This is a genomic window from Streptococcus sp. HMSC065E03 (assembly GCF_001815045.1).
Lineage (GTDB): Bacteria > Bacillota > Bacilli > Lactobacillales > Streptococcaceae > Streptococcus > Streptococcus parasanguinis_AD.
Map to the genome: position 1 here is coordinate 145,057 of NZ_KV818844.1, position 22,721 is coordinate 167,777.

A 22,721-nucleotide genomic window follows, 5' to 3' on the forward strand; every position below is an offset into this window, starting at 1 on the left:
CCTAAGGTCTCAATAATTCCGAGTGCCTGAAACTGAATAGTTTCAGGCACTTTTCTCACAGCGGAAAGTTTCAGTAGATGATTGAATAATTCTAACGAATAAATTTTTTTATATTATAGAATTTATAAGATTTGTAAAAAAGAACAGTTTGTCTATGCTCTCAATAGGAGCCGTTGGCTTCTATTTTTTGCCTCGTAGGGGATTTCCACTAATTAAAGGAATTCTTAATCTAACTATAGTTGGAGCGAAATCGAGGCCTATCGCTCCTATTTTTTTGGTATAGTTAATATGTGATTTTCTGTAAGTGTTCGCAGACAGAAGAAAGCGCTTACAAATTTAATTGTTAATCCTAAGAGGAGGTTTTTATGGGAAAGTCTTTTTTTGAAAAGCGTCCTGTTTTTAGTATTCGTAAGCTCTCAGTTGGAGCTTGTTCTGTTGTGATTGGGATTTCTGCCTTGGGTCTTTCAAGGGTCCATGCGGAAGAAAAGCCAGCCCTCGAAAGTGAACCGACTTCGATTGAGACACCAAGTGTTGTGACGGAAAACTCAGAAGCGGAAGTTCCTGGAGCTGGTGCAAGGGTTTCAGAAGCTCCAGCTGTCATCACCCCTACCAGAGCTGAGGAAAAGCCGGCGCCTCAAGGCGAAGGCCAGCCCGTTTCAGCTTCATCTGAGCGTGCTACAGGAACGGAAGAAACAGCTGCTCCAGATCAAAATCGTGTAGCGGAGGATATTGTGCAAGATCGAGAACGTGATTTTAATAAAGATTGGTATTTTAAATTAAATGCAGCTCCTGGTGCAGAAGGGCGTCAAGTGGATGTCAAGGATTGGAAAAAATTAGATCTTCCTCATGACTGGTCTATTTTCTTTGATTTCGATCACAACTCTCCTGCTCAAAATGAAGGGGGGCAATTAAACGGAGGGGATGCTTGGTATCGTAAGACCTTCCGTTTGGACGACAAGGATCTAGATAAGAAGGTCCGCTTGGAATTTGGCGGGGTTTATATGGATTCCAAAGTCTATGTAAACGGACAATTCGTTGGTCATTATCCAAATGGCTACAATGCCTTTTCTTATGATATTACTCCTTATTTGAATGCGGATGGAAGCGAGAATACCATCGCCGTTCATGTGGTCAATCAACAACCAAGTAGCCGTTGGTATTCTGGTAGCGGGATTTATCGGGATGTTAAGCTGAGTGTAACGGATAAGGTTCATTTAGCGCAGTATGGGACAACGATTACGACCCCTCAGTTGGAAAAACAGCAAAATGGGGCAGTGGATACAGTAGTGAAGAGCCGCATTGTCAACCAAGATGATCAAGCCCATAGTATTTATGCGGAATATGAAATTGTCGATCAAAATGGCCAAGTGGTGAGCGAAAAAACGCGCAGTGAAGCACAAGCTGTTTTAGCAGGTCAAGAGATCAACCTTTCTCAAACCTTGCATGTTGAAAAACCAACCCTCTGGGATGTGAAAACGGATCATCCAGCTCTCTATACCTTGTATACACGTATCTATCGGGATTCGCAGTTGGTAGATGTGCAAAAGGAACGCTTTGGTTATCGCTATCTCAACTGGACGCCAGAAGGTGGCTTCTTCCTCAATGGGGTGGCGACGAAATTCCACGGGGTATCTCTTCACCATGACCACGGGGCTCTTGGAGCTGAGGAAAATTACAAGGCTGAATACCGTCGTCTCAAACAGATGAAGGACATGGGAGTCAATGCCATCCGGACGACTCACAACCCAGCCAGTGAACAAACCTTGAAAATTGCGGCTGAGTTGGGCTTGATGGTCCAAGAAGAAGCCTTTGATACCTGGTATGGTGGCAAGAAGCAATACGATTACGGTCGTTTCTTTGAAAAGGATGCCACTCACCCAGAAGCTCGGAAAGGCGATACTTGGTCCGATTACGATCTACGGACCATGGTAGAGCGGGGCAAGAACAATCCAGCCATTGTCATGTGGTCAATCGGTAATGAAGTCGGTGAAGCAGATGGTTCAGACAAATCTGTCGCAACTGTTCGTCGGTTAGTCAAGACCATCAAGGACGTGGATGCAACCCGTTATGTCACCATGGGAGCTGATAAATTCCGCTTTGGTGATGGCTCAGGAGGCCATGAAAAGGTAGCAGCAGAGCTTGATGCGGTTGGATTTAACTATTCAGAAGCCAACTATGAAAGCTTACGGGCCAAACATCCAAACTGGCTCATTTATGGTTCTGAAACCTCTTCTGCAACGCGGACACGGGGCTCTTACTATCACCCTGAAAGAGAATGGGTAGGAAGCAACCAAGAAGACCGCCATTATGAACAATCAGACTACGGCAATGACCGGGTTGGTTGGGGTCGGACAGCGACCGCCTCTTGGACCTTTGACCGTGATCATGCCGGCTATGCAGGACAATTTATCTGGACCGGTACGGACTATATCGGCGAGCCAACACCATGGCACAACCAAAATGACACACCTGTAAAAAGTTCTTATTTCGGTATTGTCGATACTGCCGGCCTTCCAAAGAATGATTTTTATCTCTACCAAAGTCAATGGGTGTCAGCTGAGAAACATCCAATGGTCCATCTCTTGCCACATTGGAACTGGGACAATCCAGAATTAGCCAATCGTGTCATGGATGAAGAAGGACGGATTCCTGTTCGGACCTTCTCCAATGCCCACAGTGTGGAATTGATTGTCAATGGGGAATCACAAGGAGTCAAGACCTTTACCAAGAAGACTACAGCTGATGGCCGGACCTACCAAGAAGGGGCAAATCCGGATGAACTCTATCTAGAGTGGTTGGTCCCTTATGTACCAGGTAAAGTAGAAGCTATTGCGCGCAACGAAGCAGGAGAAGTGATCGCGAAAGATCAAGTCGAAACAGCCGGCAAGGCTGCGGGTGTTCGTTTGTTGAAAGAAGAACATGCGATCGCAGCGGACGGTAAGGATTTGACCTATATTACCTACGAAATCGTCGATGAAGCAGGTCGTGTGGTGCCAACTGCCAATAATTTGGTGCATTTCCATTTGCATGGACAAGGCCAAATTGTCGGTGTCGATAATGGGGAACAAGCCAGCCGTGAACGCTACAAAGCGCAGGAAGATGGCTCATGGCAACGCAAAGCCTTCAACGGCAAAGGGGTTGTGATTGTCAAATCAACTGAGCAGGCGGGTGCCTTTACTCTGTATGCAGACTCAGATCGCTTGCAATCAGACCAAGTCAGCCTCTTTACAGGTAAGAAGGACCAAGCAGAACGCACTGTATTAGGTGTGGAACCTGTTCGACAAAGTGCTTATCTAGGAGAAAAACCAACCTTACCAAGTAAGGTCAATGTGGTCTATAGCGATGGCAAGGCCCAAGAAGAAGCCGTTGAATGGGATGCGGCAGACTATAGTCGTGTTGGCCAAGTCCGTGTGACAGGTCATGTTCAAGGACGCACGGTCGAAGCTCTGGTCGATGTGATCGGCGTGGAACAAGTCCTTCCAGTCATCAAACAAATCCCACAGGGAGCAGATCTAACGACAGTGGATAAGGCTGTGCAATTAGTCTTTACCGATGGGACCACTGCTCACTATGAGGTCGATCACTGGACCTTGGAAGCTGGTCAAGAAGATCAGTTGTCCACACCAGGAGCACGCTTGAAAGCGACAGGACTCCTAGGCAATGGGGAAACGGTCCAAGCGACACTAGTGGTTGCAGGAGGAGAAGTAGCCAAGGCTAAGAAACCAACGGTTCAGCTAGATGGAGTAGCTCTTCCAAAATTTGGTAGTGGCAACCATACCATTTTCCGTTCCCTCGCTTATGGGCAAGAGCCAGGTCAAGTCACAGCAAGTGCAGAAAATGCCCAAGTGACGGTCCTCCAAGCTAACCGTGAAAATGGTTTGAAAGCTCAAATCTATGTGACTGCTAAGGATACGGGAGCTGTACAGACCTATGTGGTCCAATTCCAAGAAGAAAGTCCACAGATCGAGCGCCTAGAATTGCGTCTGCCAGAAGGACAGGAACTCAAGGAAGACCAAACGGTACCACTTGAAGTCATTGCCCATTACCAAGATGGTAGCCAGGCAAGTCTCCAAGCAGATCAAATCGATGTGAAGACAAGAGCTGGTAGCCGAGGAAAAGCAGTCGCAACCAATAAAGGTTTGGAATTGCGGGAAGCAGGATTGGTTCATTTAGAAGCCAACTACCAAGGACAAACGGGAGAAGTCAGCTTTACCATCACGCCAAATCCTGAAGAAAAGACGGTTGTCAAGGTGCGTCCTGTACGAATCAGCACCGATCGAAACGTTTTGCCAGCTCTTCCAGAGACTGTCTTGGTTGAGTATGACAAGGGATTCCCGAAAGAAAAACGCGTGACCTGGGATGCTGTGACCGCAGATCAAGTCAAGGATTACCATAGCTTTACAGTCACCGGTCATGTAGAGGGTGTGGAGAAAGAAGCCCAAGCTCAAGTCACGGTTGAAGGCATTATCGCTGTAGAAGAAGTCAGCACCACCACTCCAGTCGGAGAAAAACCAGCCCTTCCAGAAAGCGTGCGGACCTATCACTCTAATGTTAAGACCTATACTGCTAAGGTGGCATGGGATGCGGTCGATCCGCAACTCTTGGCCCAAGAAGGAGAAGTTGTCCTCTCTGGTCGTGTAGAAGGAACGGCTCTTCCAACACGTCTTCATATTCGTGTTTCCGCAAACACGGTTAAGGGTGCCAACGTTGCAGAGCAATGGACAGGATCTGTCTTGCCACTCGCTTTTGCAAGTGACTCTAACGATGCAGATCCAGTTGCTAAGGTCAATGACAAGGTCATCTCCTTTACCGATGCTCCGGCTAACCGTTGGACCAACTGGGGTCGTAACAATGCGGAAGATTCGGTTGGTATCTTGTTTGGGGATTCTGGTATCTTGACCAAGCGAGCAGTGGACAATCTCCATGTTGGTTTCCACGAAGACCACGGCGTTGGAGCTCCAAGTGAATATGTGATTGAGTACTATACAGGGGAACAAATCCCAACTGTTCCAAGCAATCCAAATCGCGTCAAAGACGAAACAGACCATCCATTTAACAATCCAGCCAACTGGAAAGAAGTCAGCAACCTAACCGTTGAAGAACCGGTAGCAGCTGGCAAGATGAATCATTTCAGTTTTGATAAAGTCGACACCTATGCCGTTCGGATCCGCATGAAGACACCAGAAGGCAAACGTGGTAGCTCTATTTCAGAGATTCAGGTATTTGCCAATAAGGTTGCGGCAGAAGAAAAGAGCCAGGTGACCATTCGTGTCAACGGTGAGGTTTTACCAGGAGTTAATCCAAGTGTGACCGATTACTACATCGATGCGCGTGATCGGGCTTATCCACAAGTGGAAGCGACAGCTAGCCATCACGGTCTTGCAACGGTTGTGCCAAGCGTCCATGAAGGTGAGCCAATCCGTGTCGTCCATAAAGCGGAAGATGGTACTATCTTACAAGAATACCGCCTCCATCTCACAAGTGATGCAGAAAAACTGAAACAAGCTACCCCAGTAGCAGTAGAAGCAGGCAGACGTTTTGTGAAAGTCGGTCAAGATCTGGTTCTACCATCTACAGTAGGTGTCTACTTCAAAGGGGACACAGGTTATGAACGCAAGGAACTGACGGTGGACTGGCAGGCTATCCCAGCTGATGCACTTTCTCATGAAGGCAGCTTCACGTTAGAAGGAAAGGTCCTCGGTTATGATCTGACAGCTCAGCTGACCGTCCGGGTGTCAGAAAAGACAGGAGAAATCCTCTCTGTGAACCGTGACTACAATGCAGAGGATACCAGAGCATTTGCTAGTGAAACCAACGATCTCGATCCAAATCAAATCGACTATATCGATTACATCAATGATGGTGGCTACAACGAGTACTACCGTTGGACCAACTGGAAGAGAGAGCCGGATCAAACAGAAGCCTTTGCTGGTCTCATCTTCAAGAAAAATGGCCAGGTAACAGAGCGATTGGTCAATAAAGTAGCGGTCGACTTCTTTGCAGATCAGGAAACAGGTCTGCCAACGAAAACGGTTCTTGAACGCTACATTGGTCCAGACTTTGATGTTCCGGATGATTATGGCAATCTGAAGAATCTTCCAGATCATCCATTTAACCAGGCCTCTAACTGGGAAGAAATCCCGTATAGCTTGGATTATGCCTTTGAACCGGGCTATATCTCTAACCTCAGCTTCAACGAAACCAGAACCAAAGCCATCCGTTTAAGAATGGTCCGTGATGAAAATCTAAAAGGAATTGGAATCGTTGAATTGAGCGCCTATGCTCCAACAGAAGAGGCCCAGGCAACAACTGATGTTACGATCCAAGTGAATGGCAAAGACCTAGAAGGTTTTAAACCAGATGTGACAGATTATCATCTAGAGTATGAGGGAGACCGTCCAATCGTTTCAGCACAAGGCAAGAATGGGACAGCCGTTACAGTCGTGGATGCTAAAAGTGGCAATGCTCCGATTCTTGTCAAGGTTGTCTCAGAAGATGGCAAGCTCGAAAAAGTATATCAACTTTCTCTCTCCGCAAAAGCACCTACAGGCTCAGCCATTCCTGAAGAAGGGGTTAAGAATCTGGTTCATACCAAACCAGAGTTGGTGATTGAGCCAGAAGAGATGGACTTTGAACGCTTAGAACGTCCAAATGCGGATCTTCCAAAAGGTGAGAAACGTGTGGTTCAAGAAGGTCAAAAAGGCCGCAAATTGCGCTTGGTGGAAGTTTCTCAAGAAAATGGTGTGGAAAGCCGGAAGGAACTAGATGCCTTTGTAGAACTAGATCCAGTGGCAGAGATCACAGAGGTGGGCACGAAAGAGGTACTTCCAGACACTCCACAACCAGAGCCACAGCCACAGCCGCAACCGCAGCCAGAACCACAACCGCTTCCGAACCCAGAGCGCCCTCATGGCTCAGAAGGACCAGTAGCTATCGCAACTCCTCAAGCATCTCTTGAGGTCAAAGCGGTGCGCCAGGAAGGGATAGATGCAGCAGGGAAGGAAGTCGAGAAAGAAACTCAAACACCAGCAGTTTCAGCTGCTCCAGTTTCCGAAGGTAGATTACCAAATACAGGAACGGAAGAAAGCGTCGCAAGCCTCGTTGCTGGAATCCTAGCGGCAGGCCTTGCCAGTGCTGTGCTGGACGATCAGAAAAAAAGAGCCAATAAGGCCAAGTAAAACAGCTAGAGAAACTAGCAAAAAACGGTGAAAAGTTCACAGGTAAAGGAAGGAGGATGGGGAGGCCCCACCCTCTTTACCTGGTGACATAAAGGAATAGAATATGGGAAAAAGATTAGTTGATCAGAGAAATCGATTTGGCATTCGTAAACTCTCAGTAGGTGTCTGCTCGGTAGTCGTAGCGACTTGTTTTTTAGGAACTACTACCAGTTACGCAGAGGAACAAGCTGAGAATAATGAACCGCGTGAAGAACGGGTTGAAACAAGCAATGCAGGAGATCAAGGAAAGGAGGAGAAAACTGTGAACGAGCACCAAGAAGAATCAGAACAGCCCTCAGCAGCTACTAGTGAGAAAGAAAATCGCACAGTCAGTCAAGGGACAGAAGCAAGCCAACCAGCCACTTCTCTAAACGAGGAGACTGAGATTGCGGATTACGGACCACTTCCAAGCAAGGCTCAGATGCAATACCACCGCGAAGAACTAGCAGCTTTCATCCACTTTGGGATGAATACCTACTACGATCGTGAGTGGGGAGATGGGCAAGAAGATCCTTATTATTTCTATCCAGAGCATCTGGATACCGATCAGTGGATCAAAACCCTGAAAGATGCTGGCTTTAAACGGACGATCATGGTCGTCAAGCACCACGATGGCTTTCTCTTGTACCCTTCCAAATACACCGACCATACCATTGCCAAAAGTGGTTGGAAGGAGGGAAAAGGTGATGTCCTAGCCGAGGTTTCTGCTTCTGCCAGCAAGTATGATATGGACATGGGAGTCTATCTCTCTCCTTGGGATGCCCACAGCCCGCTCTACCATGTGGATACAGAGGACCAATACAATGAATACTATCTCAACCAGCTTAAGGAAATCCTTGAAGATCCAAAATATGGGAACAAGGGTAAGTTCGTAGAAGTCTGGATGGATGGAGCGCGTGGCGATGGGGCTCAAAAAGTCACCTATACCTTTGACAAGTGGTTTGAAGCCATTCGCAAGGCCCAAGGGGATATTGCCATCTTCTCAGCTGAGCCGACCAATGTTCGTTGGATTGGAAATGAAAAGGGGATTGCTGGAGATCCGGTTTGGCAAAAGGTCAATCCAGATAAGATCCGCAACAATCCATCCAACAGCTACCTCAATCACGGGGATCCGGAAGGGAAGCAATACTCAGTGGGAGAAGCCGATGTTTCTATTCGCTCCGGCTGGTTCTACCATGACAATCAAGAGCCTAAGTCCTTGCGCGAATTGATGGACATTTACTTCAAATCGGTCGGCCGTGGCACTCCGCTTCTGCTTAATATTCCACCCAATCAAGACGGAAAATTTGCGGAGGCCGATGTGGCCCGTTTGAAAGAATTCCGCCAGACCTTGGACCAACTCTACAGTGTGAACTATGCGGCAGGAGCTTTGGTAGAAGCTGACTCGACACGGCGCAATCCTCTCTACAAGGCCAGCCATTTGACAGATGGCGATGAAAAGACCAGTTGGGCACCTGCAGATGATGCCAAAACCGGCTCTTTTGTCCTTGATCTTGGAAAAGAGCAACACTTTGATGTGGTAGAGCTCAAAGAAACCATCGAGAAAGGCCAACGGATTTCTGGTTTCACCATTGATGTGGCAGTGAATGGGCAATGGGTTCCTTATGGGGCTGGCTCAACCGTAGGGTATCGCCGTTTGATCAAAGGGCAACCAGTTGATAGTCGCTATATCCGGGTGTCCATCACTGATGCCCAAGCCACTCCAATCTTGAACGGTGTCTCTGTCTATAAGACACCAGCCAGCATTGAAGAAACCGATGGCTATCCGCTTGGTTTGACTTATCATTCTGACCGGACAGCTGAGCGGGCCAATGGCCAATGGAATGAAGAGGGAGAAGGTGTTCGAGGCACCTCTATGTGGACTAAGGAAAAGGGAGCTTCGGTGACCTATCAATTTGAAGGCACCAAGGCCTATGTCGTCGCAACCGTCGACCCTGGTCATGGGGAAATGGATGTCTATGTCGATGGCCAAAAGCTAGCGACGGTCAATACCCAAAGTCCAAGCCGCAAACGCAGCCAAAAGGTCTATGAAACACCGGACTTGGCAGCAGGATCTCATACCTTGACCTTAGTCAATAGCAAGGGAGATGCGATCGCAACGGAAGGGATTTATGCTCTCAATAACCAAGAAAAGGGGCTCTTTGAATTTGCTCAGCCAACCCTAGCTGTTAAGAAAGGCGACCCAGCGCAAATCGTCGTCAAGAGAAAAGGTGGCTCTAAAGGAAGTGCCAGTCTGAAATTAATCACAGAACCAGGAACAGGGGTTCATGGCAAGGTCTATAAAGATACCAACGTCACCCTTGAGTTCGCAGATGGCGAGACAGAAAAAACAGTCCAAGTTCCAACCCTTGATTTTGCGGGAAAAGCAACCGACGTCTATGACTTTAAGGTCAAATTGCTCCATCCGGATCAAGGAAGCTTGGTCGGCTTTATTCCAGAACTGACAGTCCAAGTGATGAATGAAGACCAGTTGCCAGAAAATCGCAAAGAAGTGGATGACCAAGATCCGAAACTGCATTACAGTGAGGGTTGGCACCATGAGACGGACAACAAAGACTTTTCAAATGGCACAGAATCTTGGTCGAGCTTTAACCAAGTGACCGATGAGGAAGGCAAGAAACACATTGAAGTGACCATTACCTTTAAGGGCACAGGTGTGGAGGTTCGAGGAGTGGTCGACCCAAGTCATGGTCTCTACAGCGTCACCCTGGATGGAAAAGAAATAGCCTTCGAAGAAGGTCGTGGCCATGATTATGAGATCGAAGGCGATCATTATTTCAGTGGCTACGGAGATCAACGCAAGCTCGACCAGAGTTTGGTCAATCTACAAGGCCTAGCAAAAGGCTACCACCAGCTACGCCTGCATCTGGATCCAGCCCTCAATGATCCTCAGTCGTCCAGAGCTATCCAGGTGGACCGATTTGTCCTCTCAGGGAAAGATAGTCAGCTGCTCAGTCAAGAAGAGCTGCAACAGATCATCAGAGAAGGAGTAGAAAAGATCAAGGCTACTTCTCTCGATCGCTTGAAAGCAGACCTCAAACCGACGGTTCAAGGACAATTGACGGACTTGACTCAGTTGTTGGATCAAGAGCGACCAGATTTGGTTGCTGCAGCCAATCAAGTCGAAGCCCTTGAAACCATCTTAGGAGATGTTCACAATTATGAACCGCTGACGCAGACACGCCCAGACGAAGGTGTTCGGGATTTGATTCTTGAAAAGCCAGAACTTCTCATCGAAGCGGAGGAGATTCCATTTGAGAGTCAAACACGTGAGAACAAGGACTTGGCCAAGGGCGAAAGCCGGATCCTTCAAGCAGGGAAGGTCGGACGCCGATTGAAATTGATCGAGGTTCGACAAGAAGAAGGCAAAGAAATTCGGACAGAAGTCGATGCCTTTGTCGAAGTGGAAGCCCAGGACCAGCTGACAGAAATCGGTACAAAGGAAGCAGAAGAAAATTCTTTGAAACCTGAGATACCGACTCCAATCACACCTGTAACTCCAAGTAAGGAGCAGCTAGAAGTTGCGACTCTTTCTCAAGCAGACGACAAAAAAGAAAAAGGAACTCCAGTGCTCCTACAAGCATCGACTCCGCCAGCAACTCCTAATTTGACGGCAGACCATCCAGTAGAAGAAAAGGTAGAAAGCCCTTCTCTTCAACCGGAAGGAAAACTACCTCAAACCGGTACGAAAGAAGGTGGTTTGTTCGCTTGGTTCGGCCTGCTTGGTCTAGGTATCTTGGGTGGAGGTGAGAAATTCGCTCGTCGCAAAGAGTAGTTGATTCTTCTCATAAGAGGTTAGTTCTCACTAGCCTCTTTTATTTTGTCTTCTTAAGAGATTCCTATTTCCATAGAGTCTTTGCTTTATTTACAGCCATAAAAATTGTATAATAGTCAAATAAGGTCAATGATCAAAACGAACACTCCAAGGGCATCTTTATGCGCTGAAGAGCAGAGCATCCATCTAGAAAAAAACAAGTCAGAAAGGAGCATCATGGCAAATAAGAACACATCTGATAGCATTGAAGCTTATATCAAGGCCTTGCTGGCTCAAGCTGGCATGGCAGAGCTCAAAAGAAGTGAGTTAGCCGATGTCTTTCAGGTTGTACCCAGTCAGATTAACTATGTCATTAAGACCCGCTTTACCGAAAGCCGAGGGTATATTGTAGAAAGTAAGCGCGGTGGGGGTGGCTATATCCGCATTGGCAAGGTCCAGTTTTCAGATCACCATCAGATGCTCCAAGACTTGGCAGCCAATATTGGAGAGACCATCAGCCAGCAGGTCTTTAATGATATCCTCCAGATGCTCTATGAAGAAAAATTATTGACAAAACGTGAGGCTCAGCTGTTGCTTGCGACAACCTCCGATGAGGTCCTAGGTCGAGATGTTCTCATCCTACGAGCAACGATGCTGAAAAAAATCATTCAACAAGTAGATAGAAAAGGAAATACCGACTAGATGAACTATTCAACAGCACTGTTAGAAAGTATAGAAGCGGCCCAAATACTAGCAGGCCACTATCAGGGGAACACCTTAGATACTTGGCATCTCTTGACGGCTATGGCCAATAATCCCTATAGCGTGGCAGGTTCTGTACTGAACGATTATCCTATGCAGATCGATGAGTTTCAGGATGCAGCGGAGCATATTACAGGCCAAGCTTTTCAAAGCGACAATCGGTATGAAATCTTCCCATTTTCTTATCGGATGGAAGCCATTATGAAGCACGCAAGAGAGATTGCCCAGGTCCTTCATGCCAAGACCTTGGGAACAGAGCATGTGCTCCTCTCTCTTCTAGCAGACCGTGGGACCTTGGCGAGCCAAGTCATGGAGTTTGCCGGCTTTGCCTTTACAGAGCAAGACAAGGGAGTTCCTATTGCCTCCCTTCGCAAGAATTTAGAAGACAAGGCAGGCTGGGACAAGAATGATATCAAAGCCATCCGGAGCCTCTACCGGGCCCAAAACCCTAACCGCCAAACCATGGGAAATATGATGGGCATGCCCCCAAGTACCAGTGGAGGTCTTGAAGATTATACCCGTGATTTGACAGAAATGGCGCGTGCAGGCCAGCTTGAGCCTGTGATCGGCCGGGATGCAGAGATTTCACGCATGATCCAAATCATCAGCCGCAAGACGAAGAACAATCCTGTATTGGTGGGAGAAGCAGGGGTCGGGAAAACAGCCCTTGCATTAGGTCTGGCCCAGCGTGTCGCTAGTGGCAATGTACCAGCTGAAATCGCGCAGATGCGTGTTCTGGAATTGGATCTCATGAATGTCGTTGCAGGGACGCGCTTCCGTGGGGACTTTGAAGAACGGATGAACAATATCATCCAGGACATCGAAGAAGACGGTCACGTGATTCTCTTTATCGATGAACTGCATACCATTATGGGCTCAGGATCCGGTATTGATTCGACCTTAGACGCAGCCAATATTCTAAAACCAGCCCTAGCACGAGGAACCTTGCGTACAGTTGGAGCGACGACCCAAGATGAGTACCAAAAGCATATCGAAAAAGACGCAGCCCTCTCTCGGCGTTTTGCGAAAGTCACCATTGAAGAGCCAAGTGTTGCAGATAGCATCCAAATTCTCCAAGGCTTGAAAGAAACCTATCAGGACCACCATCATGTGACCATTACCGATGAAGCGATCGAAACAGCTGTCAAATATGCCCACCGCTATTTGACCAGCCGTCAATTGCCAGATTCAGCCATTGATCTCTTGGATGAAGCGGCAGCTACCGTACAAAACCGCGATTCCAACGGTCACGTAAAAGAAGAGTTGACTGCCTTAGACCGGGCCTTGATGGATGGCAAGTGGAAGAAAGCAGCCCAGCTCTTAGAAGTAGAGGTCGCTCCCATTGTCTACAAAAAAGAAGTCACTGACCAAGATGTCTTGGTGACTTTGAGCCAATTATCTGGTATTCCAACTCAAAAACTGACTCAAACCGATGCCAAGAAGTACCTCAACTTAGAAGCAGAATTGCACAAGCGCGTGATTGGTCAAGACCAAGCCGTTTCGAGTATCAGTCGGGCTATTCGACGCAATCAATCAGGTATCCGTAGCAACAAGCGTCCGATCGGTTCTTTCATGTTCCTAGGACCTACCGGTGTCGGAAAAACAGAGCTAGCCAAAGCTTTGGCGGAGGTTCTGTTTGATGATGAATCGGCCCTCATCCGTTTTGATATGAGTGAGTACATGGAAAAATTCGCGGCGAGCCGCCTCAACGGTGCCCCTCCAGGCTATGTGGGCTACGAAGAAGGAGGCGAGTTGACCGAAAAAGTCCGCAACAAACCGTATTCGGTCCTCTTATTTGATGAGGTGGAAAAAGCCCACCCAGACATTTTCAATGTCCTTTTGCAAGTCTTGGATGACGGAGTCTTAACCGATAGCAAAGGCCGGAAGATCGACTTCTCCAATACCATTATCATCATGACCTCAAATCTGGGAGCAACAGCCCTGCGGGATGATAAGACAGTTGGCTTTGGTGCTAAAGATATCCGCTTTGACCAAGCCAATATGGAAAAACGCATGTTTGAAGAGTTGAAGAAGACCTATCGTCCAGAGTTTATCAACCGGATTGATGAAAAGGTGGTCTTCCATAGTCTCTCAAGCGAGGACATGCAGCAGGTAGTGAAAGTCATGGTCAAACCGCTCATCGCGACCTTGGCAGAACAAGGCATGACCCTCAAATTCCAGCCTTCAGCGCTCAAGTTGCTAGCAACCAAAGGCTACGATCCAGAAATGGGAGCTCGCCCACTGCGTCGTGTCTTGCAGACCGAAGTGGAAGATCAACTAGCAGAGCTATTGCTGAAAGGTCAAGCCCAAGAAGGGCAAACCATCAAGGTTGGAACGACAGCCGGAACGATCAAGTTCGAGATTGTCTAGGAGGACGTCATGACGCTTCAGCGATTAACCCGTATTTCGCTTTTGGCGGCACTTTGTGTCGCCCTACGTCAGGCTTTTGCCCCTTTTCCAAATGTCCAACCTATTTCTGCTATCTTTTTTCTCTTGGTGATATTTGAAGGGTATAGCTTTGCTTTTCTTGTGATGATGATCACCATGTTTGTCTCCGCCTTTTTCCTGGGGATGAGCCTGATTGTGTTCTTTCAGATTGTCGCCTTTGGCTGCTTGATGCTCCTTTGGCATATCAGTTACAAGTGGTTGCCCTTTATCCTTCAGATCCTTTTTGTGGGGCTACTGTCCTTTGCTTATGGGGTCTTGATCGATAGTGTTTATGCCTTGATATACCATATTCCTTGGTGGACCTATGCTTTGGTCAATGGTTTTAGTTTTAACCTTGCCCATGCTCTGTCGACGATCATTTTCTATCCCATTATCTATCAAATCTTTAGGAGATTTTATGTTGAAAAAAACCATTTCTAGCTTGATGACCTTACTTGCAGCTCTTCTTTTAGCGAGTTGCGCTTCGTCTCATAGCACAAACCATCAAACAACAGCTTCTAGCACAGAAGTTGCCAAGAAAAACGAAATTTCGATTACGATTAGCGTGACGCCAGAAGGTCAAAAAGCGCAATCGAAAACCTTGAAAGTAGCAGAAGAGAGCAACCTCATGAAAGTGCTCAAAGCCAACTACAAGATTGAAGAAAAAAATGGCATGATCACCTCGATTGACGGTCACAGCCAAGATGAAGCCAAAGGTCTTTACTGGATGTACAAGATCAATGGCGAAATGGCTCCAAAAGGTGCTGCAGAAACCACCGTTAAAAAAGGGGACAAGATCGAATTCTATCAAGAAGTGTATAAATAAGAAAAGCTGGACAGTATGTCCGGCTTTTTTTGCAAAGTTTAGGAACTTATCTAAAACTTCTTTCAAATTAGAAAAATATTTGAGAAACTATTGACAGCCTCATATAACAGTGTTACAATAATGTTACAAAATATTACAAATGTTACAAAAAGAGGTTCTGTTATGAAAAACAAAAAAATCATTTCCCTAGCAGCCCTAGCTTTGACAGCTAGTCTTTTCCTAGGAGCTTGTGGCGGGAATAAAGAAGAAAAAACTTCAGAAGCAAGCAGTTCAAAGACCAGTCAAGTCAAACAAACTAGCTCTTCTTCTAAGAAAAAAGTGATCACTAGCAAGGATCCGATTGCCTCTTCATCCTCTGATAGCAAATCAGAAGAAAGTCATACTGTTGGTAGCAAAAATAACCAAGCTGCAGCTAGTCAAACACCTGCTCCAGCTAAAGAAGCAACACCAGCAGCACCCGTAACAAAAGAAACAAAAGAAGTAGCCACTCCAGCAACACCAGCGAAAGCAAAATTGCCAAGTCTAGAAGACGGCCATGCCCAGGCTAAGAAGCAAGCTTCTGCTACGGAGAATGCCCAATACAAGGGAGTCTATTCTGTGGCAGCAGGGGATTTCTCTGCAGCAGCTGGGAATTGGTCTGACAAACGCGACACTGGAGTCACTATTGGCCAAGGTGGTCAAGTGACCATCCAACTGCCTGGGGGCCAACCCGTAGCCTATGGTATCAGCGCTTATAACTATACCTTGGATGATGGTCATTACCATGCTAATCTCTCAGCAGGCGATGGGTCTGCGGCGACTCTAGATATCGTAGTTGGAAAAGATGGCTCTGTATCTAGTGTGACGGTTCTTAAAGACGGTGTTAGCCACTCCCTCACTCGTGAATAAAATTCGAAAGATCTGAAAGGAGAAGCTTCTCTTTTCAGATCTTTTTTTGTTGATTTGAATAAAAATATACTTTTTTATAAAAAACTATTGACAGATAGAAAATATAGTTTATAATAAAAACATAAAGAAAACTTATTTATAAAAAATTATAAAAAGGAGGCAGTATGAATAAAGAAAGAATTGCCCTGGTTTTTGGAACCTTTGCGCCTCTTCATCAAGGGCATATTGACCTGATCCAGCGGGCCAAGCGTCAGTGTGATCGCGTTCGTGTCATCGTTTCTGGTTACGAAGGGGATCGTGGCGAAGAAGTCGGGTTGACTTTACAAAAACGCTTCCGTTATATCCGCGAAGCTTTCTCAAATGATGAGTTGACCCAAGTCTATAAGTTAGATGAGACAGAACTTCCTCGTTATCCCTTGGGCTGGGAGCCTTGGTTACAGACAGCCCTAGACACCATCCAGTATCAAACAGAGACAGAAGAGTTGATCTTTTATGTAGGGGAGAAAGCCTACAAGGAAGAGGTGGAAGCTAGAGGGTTTGAAGTTCACTTAGAAGAGCGTCGCTTCGGGATCTCTGCTACCATGATCCGGGAAAATCCCAGCAAATACTGGAAATACATTGCCCAGCCCTTCCGTCGCCAGTTCACGAAAAAAGTCTTGATCATGGGGAGCGCCAGCAACGGGAAAACGACCCTTGCAAAGGACTTAGCCCGCTTTTACGATGCACCTGTTAGTCTTGAGTATGCCCGTGAATACCAGATCAAGAACAATGTTCGAGATGATGAGCTCACGCCAAAAGATTACTATTATCTACTCTTAGGACAGTATGATCAAACCTCTAAGCTCATCGATAGTAGTGCCAATAGAGGCCTTGTCATCGCAGATACCAATTCCCTGGTGACCAAGGGTTATTACGACTACTACATGGAGGTCGAAGGTCAGGATACCAGCATGACCGATACCTTCGACAACCTCTTTGTCAGTATTCTGTCCAAAGAAAAATGGGATTTGATCCTCTTTGTACAGCCGATCGGTTCTTATGTCAATGATGGTTTCCGAGACATGACCATGGCTGACGAAGAGATCCGCACCAGCTTTTCAAATTACCTGGACCAATTGCGCCAGCAATACCTAGGAAACATTCCGACCACTTTCCTCGCATCAGACTACCTCGGCAACTACGAAGAAGCTAAGAAGGTGATCGATGCCATTTACCAAGCCGACTAAGGAGCAGCTTATGAAAAACCTATCTGAAAAATTCGCAACTTTTAGCCAAGACTTTAGAAATGTTCACCGAGAAGCGAAAAAGCAAGGCTTTGTCAATATTATGAAACTTCTATGGAAGGACCTTTTTGTAGGACGCACAGCCTTTCAATGGATCTATCTCCTGCTTCTTTCCAGCGTTCCCTTCTTCTTAGAATGGACCAAAGCCCTCAAGAAGGAGGTGGCTTAGATGGCAAGTCTCTCAATTCCAGCAGGAATGACGGAGAAAGAGTATTTTGAGACGGTTGCTAGTGAAGCAGACTTTCTCAAGTGGTACAAGGAGCAAGACCTGCCGGCTTATGAAACTCCAAGTGTCACAGCGGACATGGTAGCTTACTGTTTTGTTGAAGGCCAGCTCAAGCTCTTGGCTATTCGTCGCAAGGCCCACCCTTATCAACACCGCCTCGCCTTGGTGGGGGGCTTTGTGAACAAGGATGAAGATGCGACTCATGCCTGTATCCGAGAAGTCAAAGAAGAAGTTGGGCTCGATCTGCCAGTGAATAAGGTGGAGCAGCTCATGACCGTTTCCACCCCTGGGCGGGACCCCAGAGGCTGGGTCATTACCATCGCCCATCTGGTCTATCTGCCAGCAGAAGCAGTAGACTTAGCCCATGCAGGTGACGATGCCAAGGAAGTCGTTTTTCTCGATGTCGATTTCAAAAAGTCCCAGTGTTTGCTTGATGGAGAACCCTTAGCTGCTTCTGATTTTGCCTTTGACCACTACCAGATTATTCAAGAATCGATCAAGCGGATTCAGGGGCGTCTAGACTGGAATCCAACCTTCCTCTATCTGCTAGAGGAGCCTTTCACCGTTTATGAAGCAACTGAGTTGGTCAATCTGATCAATCCTGGACGTCCCATCGTTAGTAATAACTTCCTCGTAAAATTCGGAGAATTCGTGGAAGAAGTGGGTGTCAAGCGAGTACCTAAGAAAAAACCACGCAAGACCTATCGCCTAAAACAATAGATCGAGCTGGGTTCATTCTACCAGCCCTTAGTACTAGTAGTAGCCAAGGGCTTTTTCTGATTTTTCCTGCTCCACTTGTGTGCAAAGTGGTATAATAATCATAATTGAAATCAAAAGAGACAAGACTATGGAAGAAAAAATAATTTTACCACAAAATACACGACTGATGGGGGCTCTGCTTGGTTTTATCGGAGGAGGCCTCGATGTCTTTTGCCACATGCACTATCGGAGTTTGGTCGCGACCCAAACGGGGAACCTCCTGCTTCTCATCGCTGATTGGCACGATCCCCGTGTCGAAAATACCATCATGCGTTTTTCATCTATTTTATTTTTCTCGATCGGCTTTTTGGTTGCCCTCCATATCAAAGAGTATCGCAAGACAGCCTTTTGGCGGACCAAGATGTTAATTCCTTTGTTTGTGGTGACACTCCTGATTCCCTTGGTGTCTGTCATGCCACCTGTAGAAGTTCCCTTTATTGCTTTTGGAACAGGGATGATGATGTTGACCTTTACAGGGAGCCTCATTGAAAATCACCCTTATGTGATCTTTATGACTTCCGGCAATTACCGCAAGATGCTGACGGCCTTGTACCGAATCACTCGAGGAAAGGGAGATTTGGACGAGTATCGGCGTCAGGCCATGAATTACGGGATTGTTGTTGGAAGCTTTGTTGCTGGAGCTATTAGCGTAGCCATCCTCATGCATTTCATTCACCAATGGGCCATCTGGCTGATCACAGCCAACCTCTTTTTGATCATGACCTACTACACCGCAAGGGTCAAACAACTTGGCCTGCAAACAGACAATCTATAGAAACAGGACCCCGTGTGAGGTCCTGTTTTAGATTAATGACAAAGTCATCTTAGAAACTTTCCTTAGGTGAGTACGGACGTCAGCGAACTTCGAAGAAGTTCCATGACTTAGTTTTGAGCCTAAGGTCTCAAAACTCCCGAGTGCCTGAAACAATCGTGTTTCAGGCACTTTTCTCACAGCGGAAAGTTTCGGTATTTTTTTGATTCGCTCAAAAAATTAAAACATATTTATATTTCTTTGCCGAATTGCTTAACTTATTTAAAAATAGTACAGGACCTCACATGAGGTCCTGTTTTTTGTATTTCTATGCTTTTAATTGTAAGAGTTCTTCAATCTCAGCCAGAGTGCTGGCTTGCGAGATGGCTCCACGGAGTTTGGCTGCACCTGAGGTACCACGGAGGTAGTGAGGAGCGAGACCGCGGAATTCACGAACGGCAATGTGCTCACCTTTGAGATCGATCAAGCGTTTCAAGTGTTCGTAAGCAATCTTCATCTTGTCTTCAAAAGTCAAATCAGGCAGGATTTCTCCTGTTTCAAAGTAGTGATTGATTTGGTTGAAGAGATAAGGATTGCCCATAGCAGCGCGACCAATCATGACCGCATCAGCACCGACTTCTTCGATCCGTTGTTTGGCGTCTTGAACCGTACGGATATCTCCGTTTGCGATAAATGGAATCTTAGTTAGGGCCTGTGCAACCTTGTGAAGGGTCTCAAGATCCGCATGCCCCGTATACATTTGCTCCCGAGTCCGTCCATGCATGGCAAGGGCAGAGACACCTGCAGCTTCAGCAGCGAGCGCATTTTCAACTGCTAGAGAAGGATCTGACCAACCCGTCCGCATTTTTACAGTGAGGGGGATATCAAGGACGGATTGAACCTTATTGATGATGGAGTAAATCTTGTCTGGGTCCTTGAGCCACATGGCACCAGCCTCGTTCTTGACGATTTTATTCACCGGGCAACCCATGTTGATATCGACGATATCAGTCTTGGTATTTTCTTGGATAAATTCAGCTGCGCGTGCGAGGCTATCTTCGTCACTTCCAAAGAGTTGGATCGATACAGGATTTTCTCCTTCATCGATATGGAGCATGTGAAGCGTCTTTTCATTGTTGTATTGGATTCCCTTGTCAGAGACCATTTCCATCACAACGAGCCCTGCCCCCAGTTCTTTGGCAATGGTCCGGAAAGCTGAGTTGGTCACTCCGGCCATTGGGGCTAGGACGGTACGGTTAGGGATTTCGACATTCCCGATCATAAATGGTGTATTAAGATTTGTCACGAATGAGTTCCTCCAAGTCATTTTCGTCAAAGTGGTAGTGTGTTTGGCAGAATTGGCAGGTAATCTCTGCACCGTGATCTTCATCTTTCATCTCTTTTAGATCACTAGCTGGCAGACTTGCTAAAGCATTCAAGAAACGCTCACGGCTGCAGTCGCACTGGAAGCGAAGTTCTTCTTCAGAGAGGCGTTTGAAAGGTTCATCTCCATAGATAGCAGAAAGAAGAGCTTCAATATGGTCTTCAGATTCCAAAAGTGTGGAGATAGCAGGCATTTTTTGGATGCGTTTTTCAAAGCGCGCGATTTCTTCTTCCTTGGCATTTGGCAAGACTTGAAGCAAGAAGCCACCCGCCACTTTAACCTTGTCTTCGTCATCCAAAAGGACATTGAGTCCAACTGCAGAAGGTGTTTGTTGGCTTTCCGTCAGATAAAAGGCCAGGTCTTCTCCGATTTCACCGGTGACAAGAGGGGTCATAGAGTGATAAGGATTTCCCGTACCATAGTCAGTGATGACCAGGAATTCTCCGTTTCCGACAAATGGTCCCACCAGGACTTCACCAGTTGCCGTCTTCTTGATATCCACTCCAGGATTTTGTACGTAGCCTTTAACATTTCCCTTGGTATCTGCCACGGTGATGATGGCTCCAAGTGAGCTAGTCCCAAGGACTTTGACCGTAATTTTAGTATCTCCTTTCTCGTTTGCTGCCAAGATTTGACTGGCAATGAGGGTACGGCCAAGTGCGACCGTGGAGCTAGCTTGTGTATGATGTTTTTCTTGGGCTGTTCGTACAGTTTCTGTACTGTCTAGTACATAGGCACGAAAAGCGCCGCTTTCTGAGATAGTTTTAATAATTTTGTCCATACCTACTATTTTAGCACAAATCAAGCAAAGTGGGGGCAAGGAGAATTCCGAAAATCAGCCGTTTCAGAAGAAGGGCAAGAAGAAAAGAAAATTCCGAACGTTATTTCTAGAAAGAAGCAATTTCCAAGTAAAAGACGAGTTTCATAGAGAAGTTGGTTTAAAAAGGAAGGAGAAAAATAAACGATAGCTGAGTGGATCTTGAAAAAACATCAAAAATTGCTTATAATAGAGTGTAAGACAAACTTGCAGGTGAGACTCCTGCCCCTAGTTTGAAGAAAGGCATAGATAGGGAACTATCTATGGTATATGAAAAAGAATTATGACATCAGTTGTTGTAGTAGGAACCCAATGGGGTGATGAAGGAAAAGGGAAGATTACAGACTTCCTATCAGCCAATGCAGAAGTCATTGCTCGCTATCAAGGTGGGGACAATGCCGGACACACCATCGTAATCGACGGCAAAAAGTTCAAGTTGCACTTGATTCCTTCTGGTATCTTCTTCCCTGAAAAGATCTCTGTCATCGGAAACGGCGTGGTGGTCAACCCTAAATCATTGGTCAAAGAGTTGGCTTATCTCCATGAAGAAGGAGTATCAACGGACAGCCTTCGCATCTCTGACCGTGCCCATGTCATCCTTCCTTACCATATCGAATTGGACCGTCTCCAAGAAGAGTCTAAAGGCGACAACAAAATCGGAACGACCATCAAAGGGATTGGACCAGCCTACATGGACAAGGCTGCGCGTGTGGGAATCCGGATTGCGGACCTTTTGGACCGCGACGTCTTTGCGGAACGTCTTCGCATCAACTTGGAAGAAAAGAACCGTCAATTTACCAAACTCTATGATGCAGAGGCTCTGTCATTTGACGATATCTTCGAAGAATACTATGAATATGGTCAACAAATCAAGCAATATGTAACCGATACTTCTGTCATCTTGAACGATGCTTTGGATAACGGCAAGCGCGTGCTCTTCGAAGGAGCTCAAGGGGTTATGCTGGATATCGACCAAGGAACTTATCCATTTGTAACCTCTTCAAACCCAGTCGCAGGTGGGGTGACTATCGGATCAGGTGTCGGTCCAAGCAAGATCGACAAGGTTGTCGGTGTATGTAAAGCCTACACTAGCCGTGTTGGTGATGGCCCATTCCCTACGGAACTCTTTGATGAAGTGGGTGACCGGATCCGTGAAGTGGGGCATGAATACGGTACAACGACTGGCCGTCCGCGTCGGGTGGGCTGGTTTGACTCCGTTGTTATGCGCCACAGCCGCCGCGTATCAGGAATTACCAACCTTTCCCTCAACTCCATTGACGTTTTGAGTGGTCTAGATACAGTGAAAATCTGTGTGGCCTACGACTTAGATGGCGAACGCATTGATCACTATCCAGCCAGCTTGGAGCAACTCAAACGTTGCAAACCAATCTATGAAGAATTGCCAGGTTGGTCAGAAGACATCACCGGTGTGCGCCACTTGGATGAGCTTCCAGAAAATGCCCGCAACTATGTCCGCCGGATCGGTGAATTGGTTGGTGTGCGCATTTCAACCTTCTCAGTCGGACCAGATCGTGACCAAACCAATATCCTTGAAAGTGTCTGGTCAAGTAAATAATTTAAAAAAGAGAGTGAGACAGAAATCGGTCATTCGTTAGAATTCGATTTC

14 protein-coding genes are annotated in these 22,721 nt (G+C 46.6%); 12 read left to right on the forward strand and 2 right to left on the reverse strand.

Annotation, left to right across the window (positions count from 1 at the left end):
• Positions 1–365: 365 nt before the first annotated feature.
• From HMPREF3002_RS02080 to HMPREF3002_RS02130, 11 genes are all read left to right on the forward strand, one after another.
• A complete protein-coding gene (locus tag HMPREF3002_RS02080) occupies positions 366–7,178 on the forward strand; it encodes an Ig-like domain-containing protein (protein WP_070665044.1) in 6,813 nt (2,270 codons plus the stop codon).
• A 103-nt stretch (positions 7,179–7,281) separates the two neighbouring features.
• Positions 7,282–10,992: an alpha-L-fucosidase gene (locus HMPREF3002_RS02085; protein ID WP_070665045.1), complete on the forward strand. Its 3,711-nt coding sequence runs from the start codon at positions 7,282–7,284 to the stop codon at positions 10,990–10,992.
• Positions 10,993–11,208: 216 nt separating this feature from the next.
• Positions 11,209–11,673, forward strand: a complete 465-nt coding sequence (locus HMPREF3002_RS02090) for a CtsR family transcriptional regulator (RefSeq protein WP_070665047.1) — start codon at positions 11,209–11,211, stop codon at positions 11,671–11,673.
• Positions 11,674–14,103, forward strand: coding sequence for an ATP-dependent Clp protease ATP-binding subunit (locus tag HMPREF3002_RS02095; RefSeq protein WP_070665049.1), 2,430 nt, complete (start codon positions 11,674–11,676; stop codon positions 14,101–14,103).
• Positions 14,104–14,112: 9 nt separating this feature from the next.
• Positions 14,113–14,601, forward strand: a complete 489-nt coding sequence (locus tag HMPREF3002_RS02100) for an ECF transporter S component (protein WP_070665051.1) — start codon at positions 14,113–14,115, stop codon at positions 14,599–14,601.
• The gene (locus tag HMPREF3002_RS02105; protein WP_070587783.1) at positions 14,579–14,986 is read left to right on the forward strand and encodes a DUF4430 domain-containing protein; all 408 of its coding nucleotides are present in this window, start codon (positions 14,579–14,581) and stop codon (positions 14,984–14,986) included. The genes HMPREF3002_RS02100 and HMPREF3002_RS02105 overlap by 23 nt, the downstream gene beginning before the upstream one ends.
• Positions 14,987–15,148: 162 nt before the next feature.
• Positions 15,149–15,874, forward strand: a complete 726-nt coding sequence (locus HMPREF3002_RS02110) for a hypothetical protein (protein WP_045759992.1) — start codon at positions 15,149–15,151, stop codon at positions 15,872–15,874.
• 164 nt (positions 15,875–16,038) lie between these two features.
• The gene (locus HMPREF3002_RS02115) at positions 16,039–17,100 is read left to right on the forward strand and encodes an AAA family ATPase (protein WP_070665053.1); all 1,062 of its coding nucleotides are present in this window, start codon (positions 16,039–16,041) and stop codon (positions 17,098–17,100) included.
• A 10-nt stretch (positions 17,101–17,110) separates the two neighbouring features.
• A complete protein-coding gene (locus tag HMPREF3002_RS02120; RefSeq protein WP_070665107.1) occupies positions 17,111–17,326 on the forward strand; it encodes a hypothetical protein in 216 nt (71 codons plus the stop codon).
• Positions 17,327–18,103: an NUDIX domain-containing protein gene (locus HMPREF3002_RS02125; RefSeq protein ID WP_070665057.1), complete on the forward strand. Its 777-nt coding sequence runs from the start codon at positions 17,327–17,329 to the stop codon at positions 18,101–18,103.
• Between the two features lie 127 nt (positions 18,104–18,230).
• On the forward strand, positions 18,231–18,917 hold the full coding sequence (locus tag HMPREF3002_RS02130; protein WP_070665058.1) for a YoaK family protein: 687 nt from the start codon (positions 18,231–18,233) through the stop codon (positions 18,915–18,917).
• A gap of 304 nt (positions 18,918–19,221) precedes the next feature.
• Here the strand turns inward: HMPREF3002_RS02130 and dusB are convergent, their stop codons facing one another.
• Both dusB and hslO read right to left on the reverse strand, forming a co-directional pair.
• On the reverse strand, positions 19,222–20,199 hold the full coding sequence (dusB, locus tag HMPREF3002_RS02135) for a tRNA dihydrouridine synthase DusB (protein WP_049471951.1): 978 nt from the start codon (positions 20,197–20,199) through the stop codon (positions 19,222–19,224).
• Positions 20,186–21,058 carry an Hsp33 family molecular chaperone HslO gene (gene hslO / locus HMPREF3002_RS02140; RefSeq protein ID WP_070665060.1) on the reverse strand — a complete coding sequence of 291 codons (873 nt, stop codon included), beginning with the start codon at positions 21,056–21,058 and terminating at the stop codon, positions 20,186–20,188. The genes dusB and hslO overlap by 14 nt, the downstream gene beginning before the upstream one ends.
• A 319-nt stretch (positions 21,059–21,377) precedes the next feature.
• On the opposite strand from hslO, the gene HMPREF3002_RS02150 reads away from it, so the two are divergent.
• Positions 21,378–22,670, forward strand: a complete 1,293-nt coding sequence (locus tag HMPREF3002_RS02150; protein WP_070665062.1) for an adenylosuccinate synthase — start codon at positions 21,378–21,380, stop codon at positions 22,668–22,670.
• The last annotated feature ends 51 nt before the right edge of the window (positions 22,671–22,721 follow it).